Source organism: Hydrogenophaga sp. (assembly GCF_026125785.1).
Lineage (GTDB): Bacteria > Pseudomonadota > Gammaproteobacteria > Burkholderiales > Burkholderiaceae_C > Hydrogenophaga.
The window spans coordinates 237,336-256,944 of the sequence record NZ_JAHCKL010000001.1 but is presented as its reverse complement, the minus strand read 5'-3'; the positions used below and the strand labels follow the sequence as shown (position 1 = coordinate 256,944).

The window sequence follows — 19,609 nt, the reverse complement described above, 5'->3', positions numbered from 1 at the left end:
TGAGGGGCACACCGGCCGCCGCCGGGCCGCTCCCAAGGCGGCCCAGCCCCCTTGGGGGGCAGCGACCCGCGAAGCGGTGGAGCGTGGGGGCACTCATTCCCTGTGGTATGGATGGTTGGCGTTGATGGACCAGGCGCGGTAGAGCTGTTCGATCAGCAGCACCCGCACCATGGCGTGCGGCAACGTGAGGTCGGACAGGCGGATACGCTGGTGCGCCGCGGCACGGAAGGCAGGGTCCAGTCCATCGGGACCGCCGATGACCAGCGCCACGTCGTCACCTTCGAGCTGCCATTGCTGCAACTGCTGCGCCAACGCCTTGGTGGTCAGCGCGGTGCCGCGTTCGTCCAGCGCAACGGTGCGGCAGCCGCGTGGCAAGGCGGCCTCGATGCGTTCGCGCTCGGCGGCCAGCAGCGTTTCCAGCGTCTTGGAGCCGCGCGGCTCGGTCTTGATGGCTTTGAGCTCCACCCGCAGCTCAGGTGGGAAACGTTTGGCGAAATCGTCGTAGGCCGTCTGGGCCCAGTCGGGCACGCGCTGCCCGACCGCGACGATCAGCAACTTCATGCCTTGCGGGATGCGGTCGTCTTGGTGGTCTTGCGAGCCGCCGGTTTGGCTGCCGCCTTGGCCACCGGTTTGCCGGCGGCACGTGGCTTGACCACCACGGTCTTGAGCGCAGTCTTGGCCGCCGGGGCCTTGTCGCGCGCACCTTTTGCCGCCACCGTCTTGCGAGCCGCCGGCTTGGCGGCGGCCTTCCTGGGCGCAGGGGCTGCCGTGGACTTGGCCTGCTTTCGCACCACCGTCTTGGCCGGCACGGGAGCCGCGGACTCCGCGGGTGCCTTGCGTGCCTTGCGTGCCTTGGCAGCCGGCTTGCCGGTCACGGCGGCCTTGTCTTTCTCCGTACCGTGCTTGAGCCGGACCGGCTTGGCGCCCCAGATTTCTTCCAGGCGGTAGTACTGGCGGATCACGGGCTGCATCACGTGTGCCACGGCGGCCCCGCAGTCCACGATGATCCATTCGCCGTTGTCCTCACCTTCGATGCGCGGCTTCTCGAACCCGGCATCCCGCACCGCATCGCGCACGCTGGCGGCCAGCGCCTTGGTCTGGCGGTTGGAGGTGCCGCTGGCGACGATGACGCGCTCGAACAACGGCGAGAGGTGCTCGGTGTTGAAAACGACAATGTCCTGGCCCTTGACGTCTTCCAGGCCATCGACGATGGCGCGCTGGAGTTTCTGGATGTCTTTCTTGGCGGTGGATTCGCTGGTCATTGAGGGGTCAGGTAAAGGCGGTGTTGCGAAATATAGCGTGCGACGCCCTCAGGCACCAGAACATCCAGCGGTTGACCGCCTGGCTCGGGTTGCCTGATGCGCGCCCGGACGTCGGTGGCGCTGATGTCGCGCAGCGGCATGTGCAGCGCTTCATGGGGGATACCCACGCCCTCCAGATCGGTGGCATCGCCGGCAATGGGCCGGCCAGCCACGGCGAGCGTGGCCAGCGTCGGTATCTCCTGCCAGCGCACCCAGCTTCTGAATGCTTTCAACTGGTCGGCACCCAACACCAGAAACAGCCGGGCCTGCGGGTACTGGGCGCGCAGTTCAATCAGGGTGTCTGCCGTGTAGCTCGGGCCTTCGCGCCGGATTTCCCGGTCGTCAATGTGCACCTGCGGCAAGTCCCCGAAGGCCAGCCTGCACATCGCCAGGCGGTCTGCGGCGGGCGTGAGCACGCGGGTCTTGTGCCAGGCCAGCCCGGTGGGCAGCACATGCAGCACGTCCAGCCCGAGCTGGGCAATGGCGGTCTCGGCCAGTTCGCGGTGGGCCTTGTGCGGCGGGTCGAAGGCGCCGCCGAACATGCCCACCCGCCGGGGCGCTGGCGAGGTCTGCATCAGACCCAGTCCTTGCGCACCAGGAACTCCTTGTACAGCCGGTCCTCCGGCGTGCCTTTGCGGGTCTTGCGGTTGTAGGCCCAGCTCACCAGCGGCGGCATCGACAGAAGGATGGACTCGCTGCGCCCGCCGGACTGCAGACCGAAATGGGTGCCGCGGTCCCACACCAGGTTGAACTCGACATAGCGCCCACGCCGGTAGAGCTGGAAGCTGCGCTCGCGTTCACCGTAAGGCGTGTTCTTGCGCCGGTCCACGATGGGCAGGTAGGCGTCCAGGAAGGTGTCACCCACCGAACTCATCATGGCAAAGCTGCCGTCGAAACCCAGTTCGGAGAAGTCGTCGAAGAAGACCCCGCCGATGCCTCGCTGTTCGTCGCGGTGCTTGAGGTAGAAGTACTCGTCGCACCACTTCTTGAAGCGCGGGTACTTGTCTACGCCGAAGGGATCGAGCGCCTGCTTGACCGAGCGGTGAAAGTGCACCGCATCCTCCTCGAATCCGTAGTACGGCGTCAGGTCCATGCCGCCGCCGAACCAGCACACCGGCTCACCGCCCACAGGCGTGGCGGCAATCATGCGCACGTTCATGTGCACCGTGGGCACATAGGGGTTGCGCGGGTGAAAGACCAGCGAGACCCCCATGGCCTCGAAGGGCGCGCCACTGAGTTCGGGTCTGTGCTGCGTGGCCGATGGTGGCAAACCGGGCCCGCTCACATGGGAGAAGCCACAGCCGGCACGCTCGAACACGGCGCCATCTTCCAGAATCTGGGTGATGCCACTGCCCTGCAGCTTTTCGCCACGCGGTTTGGTCCAGCGATCGACGAGGAAGTTGCTGCCATCGACCATGGCGACCGTGGAGGTGATGCGTTCCTGGAGGTCGACCAGGTACTCGCGCACCATGGCCAGGGAGGTGGTCGGAGTTCCCATGCGCGGTTACACCTTCAGAGCGCGCGATGGCCGATGTCGCGCCGGAATTGCGCGCCATCGAAACGGATGGCATCGGCCACCGCGTAGGCGCGCTCGCGGGCCTTGGCCACCGAATCCGCCAAGGCCGTCACGCAGAGCACGCGCCCGCCGCTCACCTGCACCTCGTTGCCGACTTCGGTGGTGCCCGCATGGAACACCATGCGGTCGGCCTCATCGGCCGGCAGGCCCGTGATGGCATCTCCCTTGCGGGGGTTCAAGGGATAGCCGGCAGCGGCCAGCACCACGCCCAGCGCCACGCGCGGGTCCCAGTCCAGTTGCACGCCGTCGAGTTCGGCGCGCGTGGCCGCCAGCAGCACCTGCGCGAAGTTGCTGCGCAGGCGCATCATGATGGGCTGTGTCTCGGGATCGCCCATGCGGCAGTTGAATTCCAGCGTCTTGACCCGTCCGTCGGGCGTGATCATCAGACCGGCATAGAGAAAACCGGTGTAGGGAAGGCCATCGGCTGCCATGCCGCGCAGCGTGGGCAGGATCACCTCGTTCATGGCGCGTTCATGCACCTCGGGCGTGACCACGGGCGCGGGCGAATAGGCGCCCATACCGCCCGTGTTGGGCCCCTGATCGGCGTCCAGCAGGCGCTTGTGGTCCTGGCTGGTCGCCAGCGCGAGCGCGTGTTCGCCATCGCACAGCACGATGAAGCTGGCCTCCTCGCCCACCAGGAACTCTTCGATCACCACGCGGGCGCCGCCCTCGTTGTGCGCCACACCCAGCTTGTTGTCGAGCAGCATGAAGTCGATGGCCTCGTGCGCCTCCTCCTCGGTCATGGCCACCACCACCCCTTTGCCGGCAGCCAGGCCGTCGGCCTTGACCACGATGGGGGCACCCTCCGCCTGCACGTAGGCATGGGCCTGCGCCGCGTCGGTGAAGGTCTGGTAGCGCGCCGTGGGAATGCCGTGGCGCTGCATGAAGGCCTTGGAAAACGCCTTGGAGCTCTCCAACTGGGCCGCCGCACGGGTGGGTCCGAAGATCGGCAGGCCGTGCGCGCGGAACTCATCCACCACACCGGCAGCCAGGGGAGCCTCGGGGCCGACCACGGTGAGCCCGATGCCATTGGCCTGCGCCCATTCCCGCAGCGCCACCTTGTCGGTGACGGGCAGGTTGTGCAAACCGGGGTCGCGCGCGGTGCCCGCGTTGCCAGGCGCCACGAAGACCTGGCTCACGCCTTCGGATTGCCGGAGCTTCCAGGCCAGGGCATGTTCACGGCCACCGCCGCCGATCACCAAAACTTTCAAACCGTTCTCCATAAAAACATCTCAACGCACCTCGGACCGCAGGCCGAACTCCAGGGGGAGCGATGCGCAGCGCGGCGCTGGGGTCACATTTCCGCGTTGTGGAACACTTCCTGGACATCGTCCAGGTCCTCCAGCACGTCGAGCAGTTTCTGCATGCGCGCCGCGTCTTCGCCAGCGAGGGCAATGGTGTTTTCCGCGCGCATCGTGACCTCGGCCACCTCAGGCTGGAGGCCCGCGGCCTCCAGCGCGTTCTTCACCGCTTCGAAATCGGTCGGCGAGGTCAGCACCTCGATGGCGCCATCGTCGTCGCTGATCACGTCCTCCGCCCCCGCCTCCAGTGCCACCTCCATCACCTTGTCCTCCGAGGTGCCGGGGGCGAAGATGAGCTGGCCACAATGCTTGAACTGGAAGGACACCGAGCCGTCGGTACCCAGATTGCCGCCGTGCTTGCTGAAGGCATGGCGCACCTCGGCCACGGTGCGCACCCGGTTGTCGGTCATGGTGTCGACGATGATGGCGGCGCCGCCGATGCCGTAGCCCTCGTAGCGGATCTCTTCCAGGGCCTGGCCTTCCAGGTTGCCGGAGGCCTTGTCGACGTTGTACTTGATGCGGTCGGCCGGCATGTTGGCCGCCTTGGCCTTTTCGATCGCCAGACGCAGCCGCGGGTTCATGGACGGGTCGCCGCCACCCTGGCGGGCCGCCACGGTGATTTCACGGATGACGCGCGTCCAGATCTTGCCCCGCTTTTCGTCCTGTCGGCCTTTGCGGTGTTGAATATTCGCCCATTTGCTGTGTCCGGCCACGAAATTGTCCTTTTGCCCGTTCTGGCTTTGATCTAATAAGCCTGCGATTTTACGTTTTCACCCGCAACGCCCGAACACGCCACGCAAGGAAGACTCGACCATGGCCGAACCGCTGCTGATCGCCCAGAACGCCTCCACCACCTGCCAGCTCCTGCCTGGCCTGGCCAACCGCCACGGCCTCATCACCGGTGCCACCGGCACGGGCAAGACGGTCACCCTCCAAACCCTGGCCGAACAGTTCTCCAACATCGGCGTGCCGGTCTTCATGGCCGACGTCAAGGGCGATCTTTCGGGCATCAGCCAGCGCGGCAGTTTCGGCGAAAAGCTCACCAAGGTGTTGCAGGACCGCGGCATCACCCTGCCCGCTCCCCAGGCCTGTCCGACGACGGTGTGGGACGTGTTCGGTGAACTCGGCCATCCCGTGCGCGCCACCATCAGCGACATGGGGCCGCTGCTGCTCTCGCGCATGCTCAACCTGAACGACACCCAGGCCGGCGTGCTCAACCTGGTGTTCAAGATTGCCGACGACAACGGCCTGCTGCTGCTGGACATGAAGGACCTGCGGGCCATGCTGCAACACGTCGGCGACAACGCCAAGCAGTTCACCACCGAGTACGGCAACATCAGCGCCGCAAGCATCGGCGCCATCCAACGGGGGTTGATGCAGGTCGAGCAACAGGGCGGCGACAAGTTCTTTGGCGAGCCCATGCTCGACATCAACGACTTCATGCAGACCGTCGACGGCAAGGGCGTGGTCAATATCCTGGCCGCCGACAAGCTGATGAACGCGCCGCGCCTCTACGCCACCTTCCTGTTGTGGATGCTCTCGGAGCTGTTCGAAAACCTGCCCGAGATCGGCGACCCCGAGAAGCCCAAGCTGGTGTTCTTCTTTGACGAGGCCCACCTGCTGTTCAACGAAGCGCCAAAGGTGCTGGTCGAGCGCATCGAACTGGTCGTGCGCCTGGTCCGCTCCAAAGGGGTCGGCGTCTACTTCGTGACGCAGAACCCGCTCGACATACCGGACAGCGTGCTGGGACAGCTTGGCAACCGCGTGCAGCACGCCCTGCGTGCCTTCACGCCACGAGACCAGAAAGCCGTGAAGTCCACAGCCCAGACGATGCGACCCAAGGCCGGCCTGGACATCGAGGCCGCCATCACCGAACTGGCGGTCGGCGAAGCTTTGGTCAGCCTGCTCGATGCCAAGGGCCGCCCTTGCGAAACCGAGCGCGTGTTCGTCATTCCACCCGGCAGCCAGCTCGGCCCCATCACGCCCGAACAGCGTCGCGCGCTGATCCAGAACTCGTTGGTGGCAGGCGTCTATGAAAAAACCGTAGACCGCGAAAGCGCCTACGAGATGTTCCGCTCGCATGCGGGTGAACGCGGCCAGGCGGAGGAACAGGCCCAGACCGCGCCGGCGACCAAGACCACGCGCATTCCAGGTACCGCCAGCAAGGAGGCCCCCGCGGCGGAGAAGAATGTCATCAACGAGGTGCTGTTCGGCCGCACGGGCCCGCGCGGCGGCCAGTACGATGGCCTCGTGCAGACCATGGCGAAAACCGCCGCCCGCACGGTGGCCAGCGGCCTGGGCCGGCAGATCCTGCGCGGCGTGCTGGGCGGGCTGCTGGGCGGCAAACGCTGAAGCGACGCTCCCTCCCGGGAAGACCCCAAAAAAGAAAAAGACCCGGCATGACCGGGTCTTTTTCGTCGAAGGTGCGGCTTTCTTTCAGCCTGCCGTGGCCTCTTCCGGCCGAGCCTTGCCTTCCTTCTTGGGCAGAGGCTGGATGTCCAGCGCGACTTCCTGCACTTCCTTGCCCGCCTCGTCCGTCTTGGTCACCAGATCCACGATCAAGCGGCCGCCTTCCGTGAGCCGGCCGAACAGCAGTTCGTCGGCCAAGGCCCGGCGGATGGTGTCCTGGATCAGGCGCTGCATGGGCCGCGCGCCCATGAGCGGGTCGAAGCCCTTCTTCGCCAGGTACTTGCGCAGGGTATCCGTGAAGGTGACCTCCACTTTCTTCTCGGCCAGTTGCGTCTCCAGTTGCAGCAGGAACTTGTCCACCACCCGCATGATGATGTTCTCGTCCAGGGCCTTGAAGCTGACGATGGCATCCAGGCGGTTGCGGAACTCCGGCGTGAACAGGCGCTTGATGTCGGCCATCTCGTCACCCGCCTCGCGCGGGTTGGTGAAACCGATGGTGGCCTTGTTCATGGTCTCGGCACCCGCGTTGGTGGTCATGATGATGATCACGTTGCGGAAGTCGGCCTTGCGTCCGTTGTTGTCGGTCAGCGTGCCATGGTCCATCACCTGCAGCAGCACGTTGAAGATGTCCGGGTGTGCCTTCTCGATCTCGTCGAGCAGCAGCACCGCATGCGGCTTCTTGGTGATGGCCTCGGTCAGCAGGCCACCCTGGTCGAAGCCGACGTAGCCCGGAGGCGCGCCAATCAGGCGGCTCACGGCATGGCGCTCCATGTACTCCGACATGTCGAAGCGGATCAGGTCGATGCCCATGATGTAGGCCAACTGCTTGGCCGCTTCGGTCTTGCCAACGCCAGTGGGGCCGCTGAACAGGAAGGCACCAATGGGCTTGTCGGCCTTGCCCAGGCCCGAGCGAGCCATCTTCACCGAGGACGCGAGCACCTCCAGAGCCTTGTCCTGACCGAACACCACGCTCTTGAGGTCGCGCTCCAGCGTCTGCAGCTTGCTGCGGTCGTCGTTGGAGACGTTGGCCGGCGGAATCCGGGCGATCTTGGCCACGATGTCCTCGACCTCGGTCTTGGAAATCGTCTTCTTGCGCTTGGACGCCGGCAGGATCCGCTGTGCCGCGCCCGCTTCGTCGATCACGTCGATCGCCTTGTCGGGCAGATGACGGTCGTTGATGTACTTGGCGCTCAACTCGGCCGCCGCCTGGAGGGCGTTCAGCGCGTACTTGACGTTGTGGTGCTCCTCGAAGCGCGACTTCAGGCCTTTGAGGATGTCCACGGTCTGCTCCACCGTCGGCTCGACCACGTCGACCTTCTGGAAACGGCGGGAGAGCGCAGCATCTTTCTCGAAGATGCCCCGGTACTCGGTGAACGTGGTCGCACCGATGCACTTGAGCTGGCCGCTGGAGAGCGCCGGCTTGAGCAGGTTGGAGGCGTCCAGCGTACCGCCCGAGGCCGCGCCAGCCCCGATCAGGGTATGGATCTCGTCGATGAAGAGCACGGCATTGGGCTTGTCCTTGAGGGACTTGAGAACGCCCTTGAGGCGCTGCTCGAAGTCACCCCGGTACTTGGTGCCTGCCAGCAACGCGCCCATGTCCAGCGAATACACGTTGGACTCGGCCAGGATCTCTGGCACGTCGCCCTGGGTGATGCGCCAAGCCAGGCCTTCGGCAATCGCCGTCTTGCCCACGCCAGCCTCACCCACCAGCAGCGGGTTGTTCTTGCGGCGGCGGCACAGGATCTGGATCACGCGCTCGACCTCGTAGTCGCGACCGATCAGGGGGTCGATCTTGCCGTCCTTGGCCATCTGGTTGAGGTTCTGGGTGAACTGTTCCAGGGGCGAGGCCTTTTCGTTGCCCTTGGCTTCGGCGGCCTCCTCGTTGTCGGCAGCGCTCTCCCCGGACTTGGTCGGTTCGGGCGGATCGCTCTTGCGGATGCCGTGGGCGATGAAATTCACCACGTCCAGGCGTGTGACGCCCTGCTGGTGCAGGTAGTAAACCGCATGCGAGTCCTTCTCGCCGAAGATGGCCACCAGCACGTTGGCGCCAGTGACTTCCTTCTTGCCGTTGCCGGTGGACTGCACGTGCATGATGGCGCGCTGAATCACACGCTGGAAACCCAGAGTGGGCTGGGTGTCCACCTCGTCGGTGCCGGCCACCTGCGGGGTGTTGTCCTTGATGAAATTCGTCAGGGACTTGCGCAGGTCGTCGATGTTCGCCGAGCAGGCGCGCAACACCTCCGCCGCGCTGGGGTTGTCCAGCAGGGCGAGCAACAGGTGCTCGACGGTGATGAATTCGTGCCGCTGCTGCCGGGCCTCGACGAAGGCCATATGCAAGCTGACTTCAAGTTCCTGGGCAATCATGGGCACGTCCTTTGGGCTGGGAGGGTGGAATGAGCAAGCGTTTGGATACGGTTAGCTGGTACGGGGTTCAGATGGGGTGCTTCCGGCTTTATTCAACGGGCTCGCTCAGGCACTGCAGCGGATGACCCGCCGCGCGTGCGGCCTGGAGGACCTGATCGACCTTGGTGGTGGCCACGTCCCGGGAATAGACCCCGCAGATCCCTTTGCCCTCCAGATGGATCTTGAGCATGATCTGCGTGGCGGTTTCCCGGTCTTTGCTGAAAAACTCCTGGATGATGTGCACCACGAATTCCATCGGGGTGAAATCGTCGTTGAGCAGCACCACCTGGAACATCTGCGGCGGCTGGGTGCGCTGGGTGCGGCGTTCAAGCACGACCGCGTCATCGCTGCCGGCTGCCGGAGGGGCAGCGGGCACGGGCGGTTTCTTCGGGTTCTGGGTGGCCATGAAAACCATTCTAGCGGCGCCCCCACGTCCCCGATCGCGTCCGGGAATAGGAAGTACGCGGACCCACCCTCTTCTTCGTCCCGACGGACCGAAGCCAGTGCATAAACGGTACGGGTGGATTCATCCATGCCCCATTGTGAGGCGAAAAGCGATGGGAAATCCGTGAAGAAAACCGCCTTTCCTGCGCCTGTTCGCGGCGCACGGCGCCCCGCTCAGTCGGCCATCTGCTCGATCATCACATCGCCAAAACCGGAACAGCTCACCTGGATCGCCCCGGCCATCAGGCGAGCGAAGTCGTAGGTCACCCTTTTGGTGGCGATGGCCCTCTCCAGCGAGACGATGATCAGGTCGGCCGCCTCCCTCCAGCCGATATGGCGCAACATCATCTCCGCCGACAGGATTTCCGAGAGCGGGTTGACGTAGTCCATGCCGGCGTACCTGGGCGCGGTTCCATGGGTGGCCTCGAAGCACGCAACCGAATCCGACAGGTTGGCCCCTGGCGCAATGCCGATACCCCCGACTTGAGCGGCCAGCGCGTCGGATATGTAGTCGCCGTTGAGATTGAGGGTCGCCACGACCGAATACTCCGCCGGGCGCAGCAGGATCTGCTGCAGGAAGGCGTCGGTGATGCTGTCCTTGATCAGGATGTCACGGCCGCTGCGCGGGCTCTTGAATCGGCACCAGGGGCCGCCATCGATGGGCTGGGCGCCGAACTCCTTTTGAGCCAGAGCGTACGCCCAGTCGCGGAAGCTGCCCTCGGTGTACTTCATGATGTTGCCCTTGTGCACGATGGTCACGCTGGGCCTGTCGTTGTCGATGGCGTACTGGATGGCCTTGCGCACCAGCCGCTCGGTGCCTTCGCGCGAGACCGGTTTGACGCCAATGCCAGAGGTCTCCGGGAAACGGATACGGTTCGCGCCCAACTCCTCGGCGAGGAAGCGGATGAGCTTTCTGGCTTTCTCCGACTCCGCCTCGAACTCGATGCCGGCGTAGATGTCCTCGGAGTTCTCCCGAAAGATCACCATGTTGGTCTTCTCCGGCTCCTTCAACGGCGACGGCACGCCCTTGAAGTACTGCACCGGGCGCTGGCAGACGTACAGGTCGAGTTCCTGGCGCAAAGTCACGTTCAGGGAGCGGATGCCGCCGCCAACCGGTGTCGTCAAGGGACCTTTGATGGACACCACGTATTCGCGCAGCGCATCCAGCGTCTCCGAGGGAAGCCATACATCCGGCCCGTAGATCCGGGTGGCCTTCTCGCTGGCGTACACCTCCATCCAGTGGATCCTGCGTTTGCCGCCGTAGGCCTTTTCAACTGCAGCGTCCACCACCTTGAGCATCACGGGGGTGACATCCACCCCCACGCCATCGCCCTCGATGTAGGGCACGATCGGCTGGTCGGGCACATGGAGCGACAGGTCCGGGTTGACGGTGATTTTCTGGCCCTGGGCGGGCACCTGGATATGCTGGTACATGGGGGTAGATCTGCGCGGCGAAAGCAAGGGAACAAGCGCGAAAATTCTAGACCCAATCCCAAGCGCCCTCGCCGTGCCGGACAATCCCGCTTACGACAAGTGCCTGTGCCTTTACCAGTGAGCCCATCATGAAACGCCTGATTGCCTGCCTGCTCTTCGCCTTCCTCAGCAGCACCGCCTGGTCTCAAGAGGCCGCACAACTTCAGTTGCCCCGTGTGCAACTTTCGGCAGGCATGCACCTGATCCATGCCCAGGTCGCCGCGACGCCCGAGCAACGTGCCATCGGGCTCATGCACCGGCAGGAAATGCCGGCCAACGAAGGCATGCTCTTCGTCTTCGAGCAGGCAGCCGGCCAGTGCTTCTGGATGAAGAACACGCTGCTGCCTCTGACGGCGGCTTTCGTCGCAGATGACGGCACCATCGTCAATCTGGCGGACATGCAGCCCAAGTCGCTGGACTCCCACTGCTCGGCCAAGCCGGTGCGCTACGTGCTGGAGATGCACCAGGGCTGGTTTGCCAAGCGCAACCTCAAGGCTGGCTCACGCCTGAGCGGTCCGCCTTTCAGCAAATAAAAGAAAAAAAGCCGTACCCGTGCAGGTACGGCTTTTCATGCGATGGCCGATCGCCTCAGACTTTCACGGACGCCAGCGCCTCGTTGAAGGTCTTGCTCGGGCGCATCACGGTCTCCAGCTTCGCGAAGTCCGGCTTGTAGTAGCCGCCAATGTCGACCGGCTTGCCTTGCACTTCGGTCAGCTCAGCCACGATCGCTTTTTCGCCGTCCGCCAGGCGCTTGGCCAGTGGCGCGAACTTGGCGGCCAGTTCGGCATCTTCGGTTTGAGCAGCCAGTTCCTGGGCCCAGTAGAGCGCCAGGTAGAACTGGCTGCCGCGGTTGTCGAGCTGCCCCGTCTTAGGCGAAGGGCTCTTGTTGTTGTCCAGCAGCTTGCCAGTGGCCGCGTCCAAGGTCTTTGCGAGCAGCTTGGCCTTGCTGTTGCCGGTCTTGATGCCCAGATCCTCGAACGACACCGCCAGTGCCAGGAATTCGCCCAGCGAATCCCAGCGAAGGTGGTTTTCCTCCACTAGTTGCTGGACGTGCTTGGGCGCAGAGCCGCCAGCGCCGGTCTCGTACATGCCGCCACCGGCCATCAGCGGCACGATGGACAGCATCTTGGCCGAGGTCCCCAGCTCCATGATGGGGAACAGGTCGGTCAGGTAGTCGCGCAGGATGTTGCCGGTAGCGCTGATGGTGTCCAGGCCTCGGATCACGCGTTCCAGCGTGTAGCGCATGGCGCGCACCTGGCTCATGATCTGGATGTCCAGGCCGGTGGTGTCGTGCTCATGAAGGTACATCTTGACCTTGGTGATGAGCTGCGCCTCGTGCGGGCGATAGGCGTCGAGCCAGAACACCACGGGCATGCCGGAGTTGCGCGCACGGTTGACGGCCAGCTTGACCCAGTCACGGATGGCGGCGTCCTTGACCTGGCACATGCGCCAGATGTCGCCCTGCTCCACGTTCTGGCTCATCAGCACCTCGCCGGTGGCCAGATCGGTGATGTTGGCCACGCCGTCCTCGGGGATCTCGAAGGTCTTGTCGTGCGAGCCGTATTCCTCGGCCTGCTGGGCCATCAGGCCCACGTTGGGCACGGTGCCCATGGTCCGGGGATCGAAGGCGCCATGCCATTTGCAGAAGTTGATGATCTCCTGGTAGATGCGGGCGAAGGTCGACTCGGGCATCACGGCCTTGACGTCCTTGAGACGCCCGTCGGCCCCCCACATCTTTCCGCCATTTCGGATCATGGCCGGCATGGACGCGTCGACGATGATGTCGTTGGGCGAGTGGAAATTGGTAATGCCCTTGGCGGAGTCCACCATGGCCAGCTCTGGACGGTGCTCGTGGCAGGCGTGGAGATCGCGCTTGATCTCGTCCTGCTTGCTCTGCGGCAAGGTGGCGATCTTGTTGTAGAGATCGACCATGCCGTTGTTGACGTTGATGCCCAGCTCGTCGAACAGCTTGCCGTGCTTCTCGAAAGCTTCCTTGTAGAAGATCTTGACGCAGTGGCCGAACACGATGGGGTGCGAGACCTTCATCATGGTCGCCTTGACGTGCAGCGAGAACATCACGCCGGTCTTGCGTGCGTCCTCGATTTCCTTTTCGTAGAAGGCCAGCAAGGCCTTCTTGCTCATGAACATGCTGTCGATCACCTCGCGGTCCAGCAAAGAGACCTTGGGTTTGAGCACGATGGTCTTGCCCGACTTGGTGATGAGCTCCATCTTCACGTCGCGCGCGCGGTCCAGCGTCATGGACTTCTCGCCATGGTAAAAGTCCCCGGCGTGCATGTGCGAGACATGCGAGCGCGAGGCTTGGCTCCACTCGGCCATGCTGTGCGGGTTCTTGCGGGCGTATTCCTTCACCGCCTTGGGCGCACGGCGGTCGGAGTTGCCCTCGCGCAGCACCGGGTTCACCGCACTGCCGATGCACTTGCCATAGCGCGCCTTGATCTCCTTCTCCTTGTCGTCCTTGGGGTTCTCAGGGTAGTCGGGGATCTTGTAGCCCTTGGCCTGCAGCTCCTTGATGGCGGCCAGCAGTTGGGCCACCGAGGCGCTGATGTTGGGCAGCTTGATGATGTTCGCTTCGGGTTTGAGTGTGAGTTTGCCCAGCTCGGCCAGGTTATCCGGCACGCGCTGCTCTTCCGTGAGGTACTCGGGGAAACTGCCCAGAATGCGGCCCGCGACCGAAATGTCGCTGGTGGCCACGTTGATACCGGCCGGTGCCGCAAAGGTGCGGATCACGGGCAGGAACGCACTGGTGGCCAGCAGCGGGGCTTCGTCGGTCAGGGTATAGATGATGGTGGGTGGCTGGCTGCTGCTCATTGCTTATCTCCAGAGTTGTTGGGGGTGCCGCAAGCCGGGCCGGCGCATCCGCCGGCAAGCTGCAAAAAACGGTACCAGAGTGATTGTGCTTTCTCTGTTCGGTCCGGGCGGCCGTTTTCGGAAGCTCATTCTCACGATGCAAAATGCACGCAAAAAAAACTGCGCTTTGGACTGACGTGGACGAAAAAAAGGCCCGAAGGTCACCCTTCGAGCCCTGGTACTGGCATGCGCGATGCCTCAGGCGAAATTCGCCTCGGCAAACGACCAGTTCACCAGCTTGTCGAGGAAGGTCTCGACGAACTTGGGACGCAGGTTGCGGTAGTCGATGTAGTACGCGTGCTCCCACACGTCGACGGTCAGCAGGGCCTTGTCGCCGGTGGTCAGCGGCGTACCGGCCGCACCCATGTTGACGATATCCACGGTGCCGTCGGCCTTCTTCACGAGCCAGGTCCAGCCGGAGCCGAAGTTGCCCACTGCGGACTTCACGAAAGCCTCCTTGAAGGCGGCGTAGCTGCCCCACTTGGCGTTGATGGCCTCGGCCAGCTTGCCAGACGGTTCACCGCCGCCGTTGGGCTTCATGCAATTCCAGAAGAAGGTGTGGTTCCAGATCTGTGCCGCGTTGTTGTAGATGCCGCCACTGGACTTCTTGACGATGGACTCGAGGTCCATGCTCTCGAACTCGGTGCCTTTCTGCAGGTTGTTGAGGTTGACCACATAGGCGTTGTGGTGCTTGCCATGGTGAAACTCCAGGGTTTCGCGGCTGTAGTGCGGGGCCAGTGCGTCCAGGGCGTACGGCAGGGGGGGCAGGGTATGTTCCATGGGGGTCCTCTGGTGTTGTGGGTGTTCAGAAGCGTGCCTGGCCCATTTGAGCGTGGGCGGCGGGGCAACAGAACGGCATTGTAGGCACGCCGGCTCAACGGCAAGACCATTGTGGTTTCTTCAGCGACGCCGATGTCCGTTCAGGCGGGGTCCACGTGCAACCCCAGTTCACCATCGGCCAGCGTGGCTCGCACGGCTTGCCCGGGTAAGGCCTGTGCCGCGCGGGTCAGCGCCAGGCCTTGCTCGTTGGTCAGAAACGCATAGCCGCGCTGCAGCACCAGGCGAGGATCCAGCATGGCCAGGGCGACCTCACAACGCTGCAGGCGTGTGTCCTGGCGCTCCAGGACCCGATGCAGCGCCACCGGCAGGGCCGTTTGCAGCGCCTGCAGACGTGCACCCTGTTGCTGGGCCGAAAGCCGTACGCCGTTCTGCAGGCGATGCTGCAAGCGCATGAGCTGTTGCTGCCCATCGTGCAACCGGGCGGAAGGCCGGCCCAGCCGCTGCGCCAGGCGGTCCAGGCGCTGCCCCTGGCGGTCCAGCGCAGCCCCCACCGAGGAAGCCAATTGCTCCTGCAGGTACGCCAGTTCGCCCAGACGCTGCTCGCGCGCCGGCGCGCAGAGTTCTGCCGCGGCCGTCGGCGTAGGCGCACGCAGGTCTGCCACGAAGTCGGCCAGAGTGAAATCGGTTTCATGACCGACACCGCAGATCACCGGCATCGGTGCCTGCGCAATAGTCCGTACCACTTGAGGATCATTGAAGGACCAGAGGTCTTCCAGAGAACCGCCACCACGCACCAGCAGCAGGACCTCGCTCTCCCCCTCTCTGGCGTGGCGTGCGTACGCCGTCTGCAAAGCCGAGCAAAGTTCTGCCGGTGCCTGCTGGCCTTGGACGGAGGCCGGATAGACCACAACCGGAATGTGAGGCACGCGCCTGCGCAAGGCGGTGACCACGTCACGCAAGGCCGCCGCCCCCAGCGAAGTCACCACGCCGATGCTGCGTGGCTGGGCCGGCAACGGCCGCTTGCGTGCCGCCTCGAACAGGCCTTCGGCTTCGAGCTGTGCCTTGAGCCGCAGGAATTGCTCGAACAACGCGCCCTGCCCGGCTGGCTTGAGGCTGTCCACAATGAGCTGCAAATCGCCCCGGGGGCCGTACACATCGAGCTTGCCCCGCGCCTCGACAAGCTGGCCGTCGCGCGGGACAAAGTCGAGTTGATCAGCGGCACGGCGGAACAGGGCGCAGCGCACCTGACCGGTATCGTCCTTGAGGGTGAAGTAACAATGCCCGCTGGCCGCGCGCGAAAAGCCGGAAAGCTCTCCCCGGACCGCGATGGGATTGAAACGCGCGGCCAAGGTGTCCGCTATGGCTCGCATGAGCGGGCCAACCGCCCATACACGGCGCGCCAATGGGGCCTCGCCATCCAGAAATGATTCAATCACAAGGCTTTTCCCGCCAAATGTGTCCACAAGCCGCGCCGTTGCTTGCTTCGGACAACGCATCCCCACAAAAATCCAGGCCTGCCGTCCAAGGCCTTGATTTCAAAGCGCTTTGAGCTGCCCGTTTTGTCATCGATCCGTCGCAGGCCGCATGAAATGGGCGATCGCAGCAGGAGTCCAGAGGCTTTTTCACAAAGTTATCCACAGTTTCTGTGCATGAAGCCTGGCTGCAGCAACCGACGGCGTCTGGCCGACAACCGGACTCTACGGGCAGAACGGCGTCGCAGGGCGGCTGCGGCCCCTGAGACATAATCGTCCGATCGCAAGCGCCCCGGCCGGGGCAGTCGACTGGAGCCCAGAGTTGTTTTCCATCATACAAGCCGCTGGCTGGCCGATCTGGCCCCTGATCATCTGTTCCATTCTTGGCCTCGCGCTGATCATCGAGCGCTTCGTCAGCCTCAAGGCCAGCAAGATCATGCCGCCGAAGTTGCTTGAGGAAGCCATCATGGTCTCGCGCAACGGCATTCCGGGCCCGGAGGTGGTCACGCAACTCGAACAGAACTCTGTGCTGGGGTCGGTGCTCGCCACCGGCTTTCGCACCTTCAACAGCAACCCCCGCGCCAGCGAGGAGGATCTGCGCGCCAATCTGGAGGGCGCAGGACGGCTGGCCGCCGCCCGCCTGCAGCGCTACCTCGGTGCACTCGCCACCATTGCCTCGGCCGCCCCGCTGCTGGGGCTGCTGGGCACGGTGATCGGCATGATCGAGATCTTCGGCGCGCAGGCGGCCGAAGGCGTCGGCGCGGTGCCCGGCATGGGCAATCCGGCCCAGCTCGCGCACGGCATCTCGATCGCGCTTTACAACACGGCCTTTGGCCTCATCATCGCCATTCCCGCGCTGATCTTCTGGCGCTATTTCCGCGCCCGCGTGGACGACTACCTGCTGAGCATGGAAGTGGCCGCCGAGCGCTTTACCCGTCACCTGCTGAACCTGCGCAGGACACCGCTATGAACTTCCGACCGGGCTCGCGCGATGAACCGGAAATCAACCTGATTCCCTTCATCGACATCCTGCTTGTGGTGCTGATCTTCCTGGTGCTGACGACCACCTACAGCAAATTCACCGAATTGCAGGTGAATCTCCCCGTGGCAGACGCCCAGGCCCCCAAACAGAACCCGCGCGAGATCATCGTGGCCGTGGGCAGCGATGGCCGCTATTCCATCAACCGCCAGTTGCTGGATGGCGCTGGCGTGGATGCGCTGGCGCGGGTGCTCGCGACGGCATCCCAGGGAAACCGGGAAACCGTGATCGTCATCAGCGCCGACGCCGCCGCGACCCATCAGGCGGTCATCAACGTCATGGATGCCGCCCGCCGTGCCGGACTCGTGCAGATCACGTTCGCCACGCAGCAGACGGGCGGCAGTTCGACCACTGCCCGCGGCAAACCCTGAGAAAGCCTGACCGGCCCATCCGCCCCACATGAGCGAGGGTCTCCCTCCCGCCCGCAGACAGGCCGCCTGGCTGCGCATGGCCCAGCACCGGGGACCCATGGCCCGCCTGCTCTGGCCTCTCTCGTGGATCTTCGGCGTGGCGCTTGCCGTGCGTCGACACCTCTACCGCATGGGCCTGCTGCGCGTACACCATCTGGACGTACCGGTCATCGTCGTCGGCAACGTGGTGGTGGGTGGCGCGGGCAAGACGCCGTGCACCATGGCCCTGGTGTCGCATCTTCAGGCCCGCGGTTGGCAACCTGGCGTGGTCTCGCGCGGCCACGGCCGGCGCGGTGAAGAGGTCGTGCATGTCGACACGCAGACGCCCGCCTCCCGGGTGGGCGACGAGCCGCTGCTGATTCACCGGCGCACCGGAGTGCCGGTCTGCGTCGCACGCCGGCGGGTCGATGCGGCCCGAGCGTTGCGGACACGGCACCCTGAGGTGGACATCCTGGTGTGCGACGACGGCATGCAGCACTTGGCGCTCGGACGGGATTTGACCGTGGCTGTCTTCGACGAACGGGGCGTGGGCAACGGCTGGCTGCTGCCCGCGGGATTGCTGCGCGAACCATGGCCGGGCCAACGCACAGCCCTCGGCATGCCAGACCTGGTGCTGCGTCAGCGGCGCGAGCACGCCGCGCCTGTCGAACTGCCCGGCTGCGCGAACCTGCCCGTGTTCGACGCGGTACGGCGTCTGGCCAACAAGGCCTTTGGTCCAGATGATGAACACATCGAACTCGCGAGCCTTGCAGGCCAGCCGCTGGCTGCGGTGGCTGGCATCGCCCGGCCGGAGCCGTTCTTCGACATGTTGCGCGAGAGGGGCTTGACGCTGTCCGCCACCCTCCCCCTGCCCGACCATGCCGGGGACGAGGCCTACGAAGCGCTCCTCCAGGCGACCCCTCCGACCCTGGTCTGCACAGAGAAGGATGCCGTCAAGCTGTTTCCACTGCTCAAGAGCCACCCGGCTGCACAAGCCTGGGCAGTACCGCTGACACTCACGCCCGACCCCTCGTTCCTGTCCGCCGTCGACGCCCGGTTGGCCGCAGCCGGCCACTCACCCCGCTGAAGACGTCCAGCGGCGACTATCATCCCCGTCATGGATGCCAAACTGCTCGAACTGCTGGTCTGCCCTGTCACCAAGGGCCCACTGCTCTACGACCGAGAGCGTCAGGAACTCCTCTCGCGCAGCGCGCGCCTGGCCTACCCCGTGCGCGATGGCATTCCCATCCTGCTTGAACACGAGGCGCGTCCCTTGACCGAAGAGGAAGCCGCCCGACCCTCCGCACCCGCGCCGCTGGGATGAGCAAGTCGGAGACATCCGGAGCCGGCTTCACGGTGCTGATCCCCGCCCGGTTGGCATCCAGCCGGCTGCCCGACAAGCCTCTGGCCGACATCGCCGGACTGCCGATGGTGGTTCGTGTGGCCCAGCGCGCACAGCTGAGTGCCGCTCGCCGGTGCGTGGTGGCCTGCGACGACCAGCGGGTACTCAAGGCCTGTGCCAGCCATGGGGTGGAGGCCGTACTCACCCGCGCGGACCACGTCTCGGGCAGCGACAGGCTGGCCGAAGCCTGCGAACTGCTGGGACTGGATGGCGACGAGGTCGTGGTCAACGTGCAAGGGGATGAACCCTTGATCGAACCGTCGCTGGTCGACGCCGTGGCGACCGAACTCGTCCGACGAAGCGATTGCGCCATGAGTACCGCCGCCCATGCCATCGACAGAGTGGAAGAATTCCTCAACCCCAACGTGGTGAAGGTCGTGGTGGATCGGATGGGCACGGCGCTGTACTTCAGCCGCGCACCGATGCCCTGGTGGCGCGACGGCATGGCAGACCTTTCTTCTGGTCGTGTGCCAGCGAAACTCCCCAGCCCGGCGCCATTGCGCCATGTGGGCCTGTACGCCTATCGCGCCGGCTTCCTGCGCGGCTTCCCTGAGCTGGAGCCAGCCCCCTTGGAGGTCACGGAATCCCTGGAGCAGCTTCGTGTGCTGTGGCATGGACAGCGCATTGCGGTTCACGTCACACCTCTCACTCCCGGCCCTGGCGTGGACACCCCCTTGGATCTGGAGCGCGTGCGCAAGCTGCTGGTTGCTGGCGCCTGACTGAATCAGCGGTTTTTCGCCGGTCCTTGGCCT

The 19,609-nt window shown here is 64.6% G+C and carries 19 protein-coding genes; 7 read left to right on the top strand and 12 right to left on the bottom strand.

Features of this window, described 5'->3' with window-relative positions; all coding sequences use genetic code 11:
* Positions 1-93: 93 nt before the first annotated feature.
* The 6 genes from rlmH to KIT53_RS01175 form a co-directional block, all read right to left on the bottom strand.
* The gene (gene rlmH, locus KIT53_RS01200) at positions 94-561 is read right to left on the bottom strand and encodes a 23S rRNA (pseudouridine(1915)-N(3))-methyltransferase RlmH (protein ID WP_297746308.1); all 468 of its coding nucleotides are present in this window, start codon (positions 559-561) and stop codon (positions 94-96) included.
* Positions 558-1,262 (bottom strand): ribosome silencing factor, encoded by a 705-nt coding sequence (rsfS, locus tag KIT53_RS01195; RefSeq protein WP_297746306.1) that lies wholly within the window; start codon positions 1,260-1,262, stop codon positions 558-560. Before rsfS ends, rlmH begins: the two co-directional genes overlap by 4 nt.
* On the bottom strand, positions 1,259-1,876 hold the full coding sequence (gene nadD, locus KIT53_RS01190; RefSeq protein WP_297746303.1) for a nicotinate (nicotinamide) nucleotide adenylyltransferase: 618 nt from the start codon (positions 1,874-1,876) through the stop codon (positions 1,259-1,261). Before nadD ends, rsfS begins: the two co-directional genes overlap by 4 nt.
* Positions 1,876-2,799, bottom strand: a complete 924-nt coding sequence (gene hemF / locus KIT53_RS01185) for an oxygen-dependent coproporphyrinogen oxidase (RefSeq protein WP_297746301.1) — start codon at positions 2,797-2,799, stop codon at positions 1,876-1,878. Before hemF ends, nadD begins: the two co-directional genes overlap by 1 nt.
* A 14-nt stretch (positions 2,800-2,813) precedes the next feature.
* Positions 2,814-4,088, bottom strand: a complete 1,275-nt coding sequence (gene purD / locus KIT53_RS01180) for a phosphoribosylamine--glycine ligase (protein ID WP_297746298.1) — start codon at positions 4,086-4,088, stop codon at positions 2,814-2,816.
* An 83-nt stretch (positions 4,089-4,171) separates the two neighbouring features.
* Positions 4,172-4,891: a YebC/PmpR family DNA-binding transcriptional regulator gene (locus KIT53_RS01175; protein WP_297746296.1), complete on the bottom strand. Its 720-nt coding sequence runs from the start codon at positions 4,889-4,891 to the stop codon at positions 4,172-4,174.
* Between the two features lie 100 nt (positions 4,892-4,991).
* Here KIT53_RS01175 and KIT53_RS01170 point away from each other — a divergent pair, with 100 nt between their 5' ends.
* Complete coding sequence (locus KIT53_RS01170) at positions 4,992-6,530, top strand: helicase HerA-like C-terminal domain-containing protein (protein WP_297746293.1); 1,539 nt, start codon at positions 4,992-4,994, stop codon at positions 6,528-6,530.
* Positions 6,531-6,614: 84 nt separating this feature from the next.
* Here the strand turns inward: KIT53_RS01170 and clpA are convergent, their stop codons facing one another.
* From clpA to icd, 3 genes are all read right to left on the bottom strand, one after another.
* Positions 6,615-8,951, bottom strand: a complete 2,337-nt coding sequence (gene clpA / locus KIT53_RS01165) for an ATP-dependent Clp protease ATP-binding subunit ClpA (protein ID WP_297746290.1) — start codon at positions 8,949-8,951, stop codon at positions 6,615-6,617.
* Between the two features lie 88 nt (positions 8,952-9,039).
* Positions 9,040-9,405: an ATP-dependent Clp protease adapter ClpS gene (clpS, locus tag KIT53_RS01160; protein ID WP_297746287.1), complete on the bottom strand. Its 366-nt coding sequence runs from the start codon at positions 9,403-9,405 to the stop codon at positions 9,040-9,042.
* A 203-nt stretch (positions 9,406-9,608) separates the two neighbouring features.
* Complete coding sequence (gene icd / locus KIT53_RS01155) at positions 9,609-10,868, bottom strand: NADP-dependent isocitrate dehydrogenase (protein WP_297746284.1); 1,260 nt, start codon at positions 10,866-10,868, stop codon at positions 9,609-9,611.
* Between the two features lie 128 nt (positions 10,869-10,996).
* Between icd and KIT53_RS01150 the strand changes: the two genes are divergently transcribed.
* On the top strand, positions 10,997-11,440 hold the full coding sequence (locus KIT53_RS01150) for a DUF192 domain-containing protein (RefSeq protein ID WP_297746281.1): 444 nt from the start codon (positions 10,997-10,999) through the stop codon (positions 11,438-11,440).
* Positions 11,441-11,495: 55 nt separating this feature from the next.
* On the opposite strand, the gene KIT53_RS01145 is transcribed toward KIT53_RS01150, so the two are convergent.
* The 3 genes from KIT53_RS01145 to xseA all read right to left on the bottom strand — a co-directional run bounded on the left by KIT53_RS01145 (position 11,496) and on the right by xseA (position 15,925).
* Positions 11,496-13,736: an NADP-dependent isocitrate dehydrogenase gene (locus KIT53_RS01145; RefSeq protein WP_297746278.1), complete on the bottom strand. Its 2,241-nt coding sequence runs from the start codon at positions 13,734-13,736 to the stop codon at positions 11,496-11,498.
* Between the two features lie 237 nt (positions 13,737-13,973).
* The gene (locus KIT53_RS01140; RefSeq protein ID WP_297746275.1) at positions 13,974-14,555 is read right to left on the bottom strand and encodes a Fe-Mn family superoxide dismutase; all 582 of its coding nucleotides are present in this window, start codon (positions 14,553-14,555) and stop codon (positions 13,974-13,976) included.
* A gap of 140 nt (positions 14,556-14,695) precedes the next feature.
* The gene (gene xseA, locus KIT53_RS01135) at positions 14,696-15,925 is read right to left on the bottom strand and encodes an exodeoxyribonuclease VII large subunit (protein ID WP_366521879.1); all 1,230 of its coding nucleotides are present in this window, start codon (positions 15,923-15,925) and stop codon (positions 14,696-14,698) included.
* Positions 15,926-16,349: 424 nt separating this feature from the next.
* Here xseA and KIT53_RS01130 point away from each other — a divergent pair, with 424 nt between their 5' ends.
* The 5 genes from KIT53_RS01130 to kdsB are packed head-to-tail and all read left to right on the top strand — an operon-like array spanning position 16,350 to position 19,576.
* Positions 16,350-16,997 carry a MotA/TolQ/ExbB proton channel family protein gene (locus KIT53_RS01130; RefSeq protein ID WP_297746272.1) on the top strand — a complete coding sequence of 216 codons (648 nt, stop codon included), beginning with the start codon at positions 16,350-16,352 and terminating at the stop codon, positions 16,995-16,997.
* Positions 16,994-17,437, top strand: a complete 444-nt coding sequence (locus tag KIT53_RS01125; protein WP_297746269.1) for a biopolymer transporter ExbD — start codon at positions 16,994-16,996, stop codon at positions 17,435-17,437. The genes KIT53_RS01130 and KIT53_RS01125 overlap by 4 nt, the downstream gene beginning before the upstream one ends.
* A gap of 28 nt (positions 17,438-17,465) precedes the next feature.
* Positions 17,466-18,542 carry a tetraacyldisaccharide 4'-kinase gene (lpxK, locus tag KIT53_RS01120; protein ID WP_297746266.1) on the top strand — a complete coding sequence of 359 codons (1,077 nt, stop codon included), beginning with the start codon at positions 17,466-17,468 and terminating at the stop codon, positions 18,540-18,542.
* Between the two features lie 30 nt (positions 18,543-18,572).
* Positions 18,573-18,779, top strand: coding sequence for a Trm112 family protein (locus KIT53_RS01115; protein ID WP_297746263.1), 207 nt, complete (start codon positions 18,573-18,575; stop codon positions 18,777-18,779).
* Positions 18,776-19,576, top strand: a complete 801-nt coding sequence (kdsB, locus tag KIT53_RS01110; RefSeq protein WP_297746260.1) for a 3-deoxy-manno-octulosonate cytidylyltransferase — start codon at positions 18,776-18,778, stop codon at positions 19,574-19,576. Before KIT53_RS01115 ends, kdsB begins: the two co-directional genes overlap by 4 nt.
* Positions 19,577-19,609: the final 33 nt, after the last annotated feature.

Bases quoted from the DNA above. Each gene is read 5' to 3' on its own strand.
- rlmH (WP_297746308.1), bottom strand. From the start codon at position 561: ATGAAGTTGCTGATCGTCGCGGTCGGGCAGCGCGTGCCCGACTGGGCC.
- lpxK (WP_297746266.1), top strand. From the start codon at position 17,466: ATGAGCGAGGGTCTCCCTCCCGCCCGCAGACAGGCCGCCTGGCTGCGC.
- icd (WP_297746284.1), bottom strand. From the start codon at position 10,868: ATGTACCAGCATATCCAGGTGCCCGCCCAGGGCCAGAAAATCACCGTC.
- KIT53_RS01145 (WP_297746278.1), bottom strand. From the start codon at position 13,736: ATGAGCAGCAGCCAGCCACCCACCATCATCTATACCCTGACCGACGAA.
- kdsB (WP_297746260.1), top strand. From the start codon at position 18,776: ATGAGCAAGTCGGAGACATCCGGAGCCGGCTTCACGGTGCTGATCCCC.
- nadD (WP_297746303.1), bottom strand. From the start codon at position 1,876: ATGCAGACCTCGCCAGCGCCCCGGCGGGTGGGCATGTTCGGCGGCGCC.
- hemF (WP_297746301.1), bottom strand. From the start codon at position 2,799: ATGGGAACTCCGACCACCTCCCTGGCCATGGTGCGCGAGTACCTGGTC.
- KIT53_RS01115 (WP_297746263.1), top strand. From the start codon at position 18,573: ATGGATGCCAAACTGCTCGAACTGCTGGTCTGCCCTGTCACCAAGGGC.
- KIT53_RS01125 (WP_297746269.1), top strand. From the start codon at position 16,994: ATGAACTTCCGACCGGGCTCGCGCGATGAACCGGAAATCAACCTGATT.
- xseA (WP_366521879.1), bottom strand. From the start codon at position 15,925: ATGCGAGCCATAGCGGACACCTTGGCCGCGCGTTTCAATCCCATCGCG.
- KIT53_RS01140 (WP_297746275.1), bottom strand. From the start codon at position 14,555: ATGGAACATACCCTGCCCCCCCTGCCGTACGCCCTGGACGCACTGGCC.
- KIT53_RS01170 (WP_297746293.1), top strand. From the start codon at position 4,992: ATGGCCGAACCGCTGCTGATCGCCCAGAACGCCTCCACCACCTGCCAG.
- KIT53_RS01150 (WP_297746281.1), top strand. From the start codon at position 10,997: ATGAAACGCCTGATTGCCTGCCTGCTCTTCGCCTTCCTCAGCAGCACC.
- rsfS (WP_297746306.1), bottom strand. From the start codon at position 1,262: ATGACCAGCGAATCCACCGCCAAGAAAGACATCCAGAAACTCCAGCGC.
- clpS (WP_297746287.1), bottom strand. From the start codon at position 9,405: ATGGTTTTCATGGCCACCCAGAACCCGAAGAAACCGCCCGTGCCCGCT.
- clpA (WP_297746290.1), bottom strand. From the start codon at position 8,951: ATGATTGCCCAGGAACTTGAAGTCAGCTTGCATATGGCCTTCGTCGAG.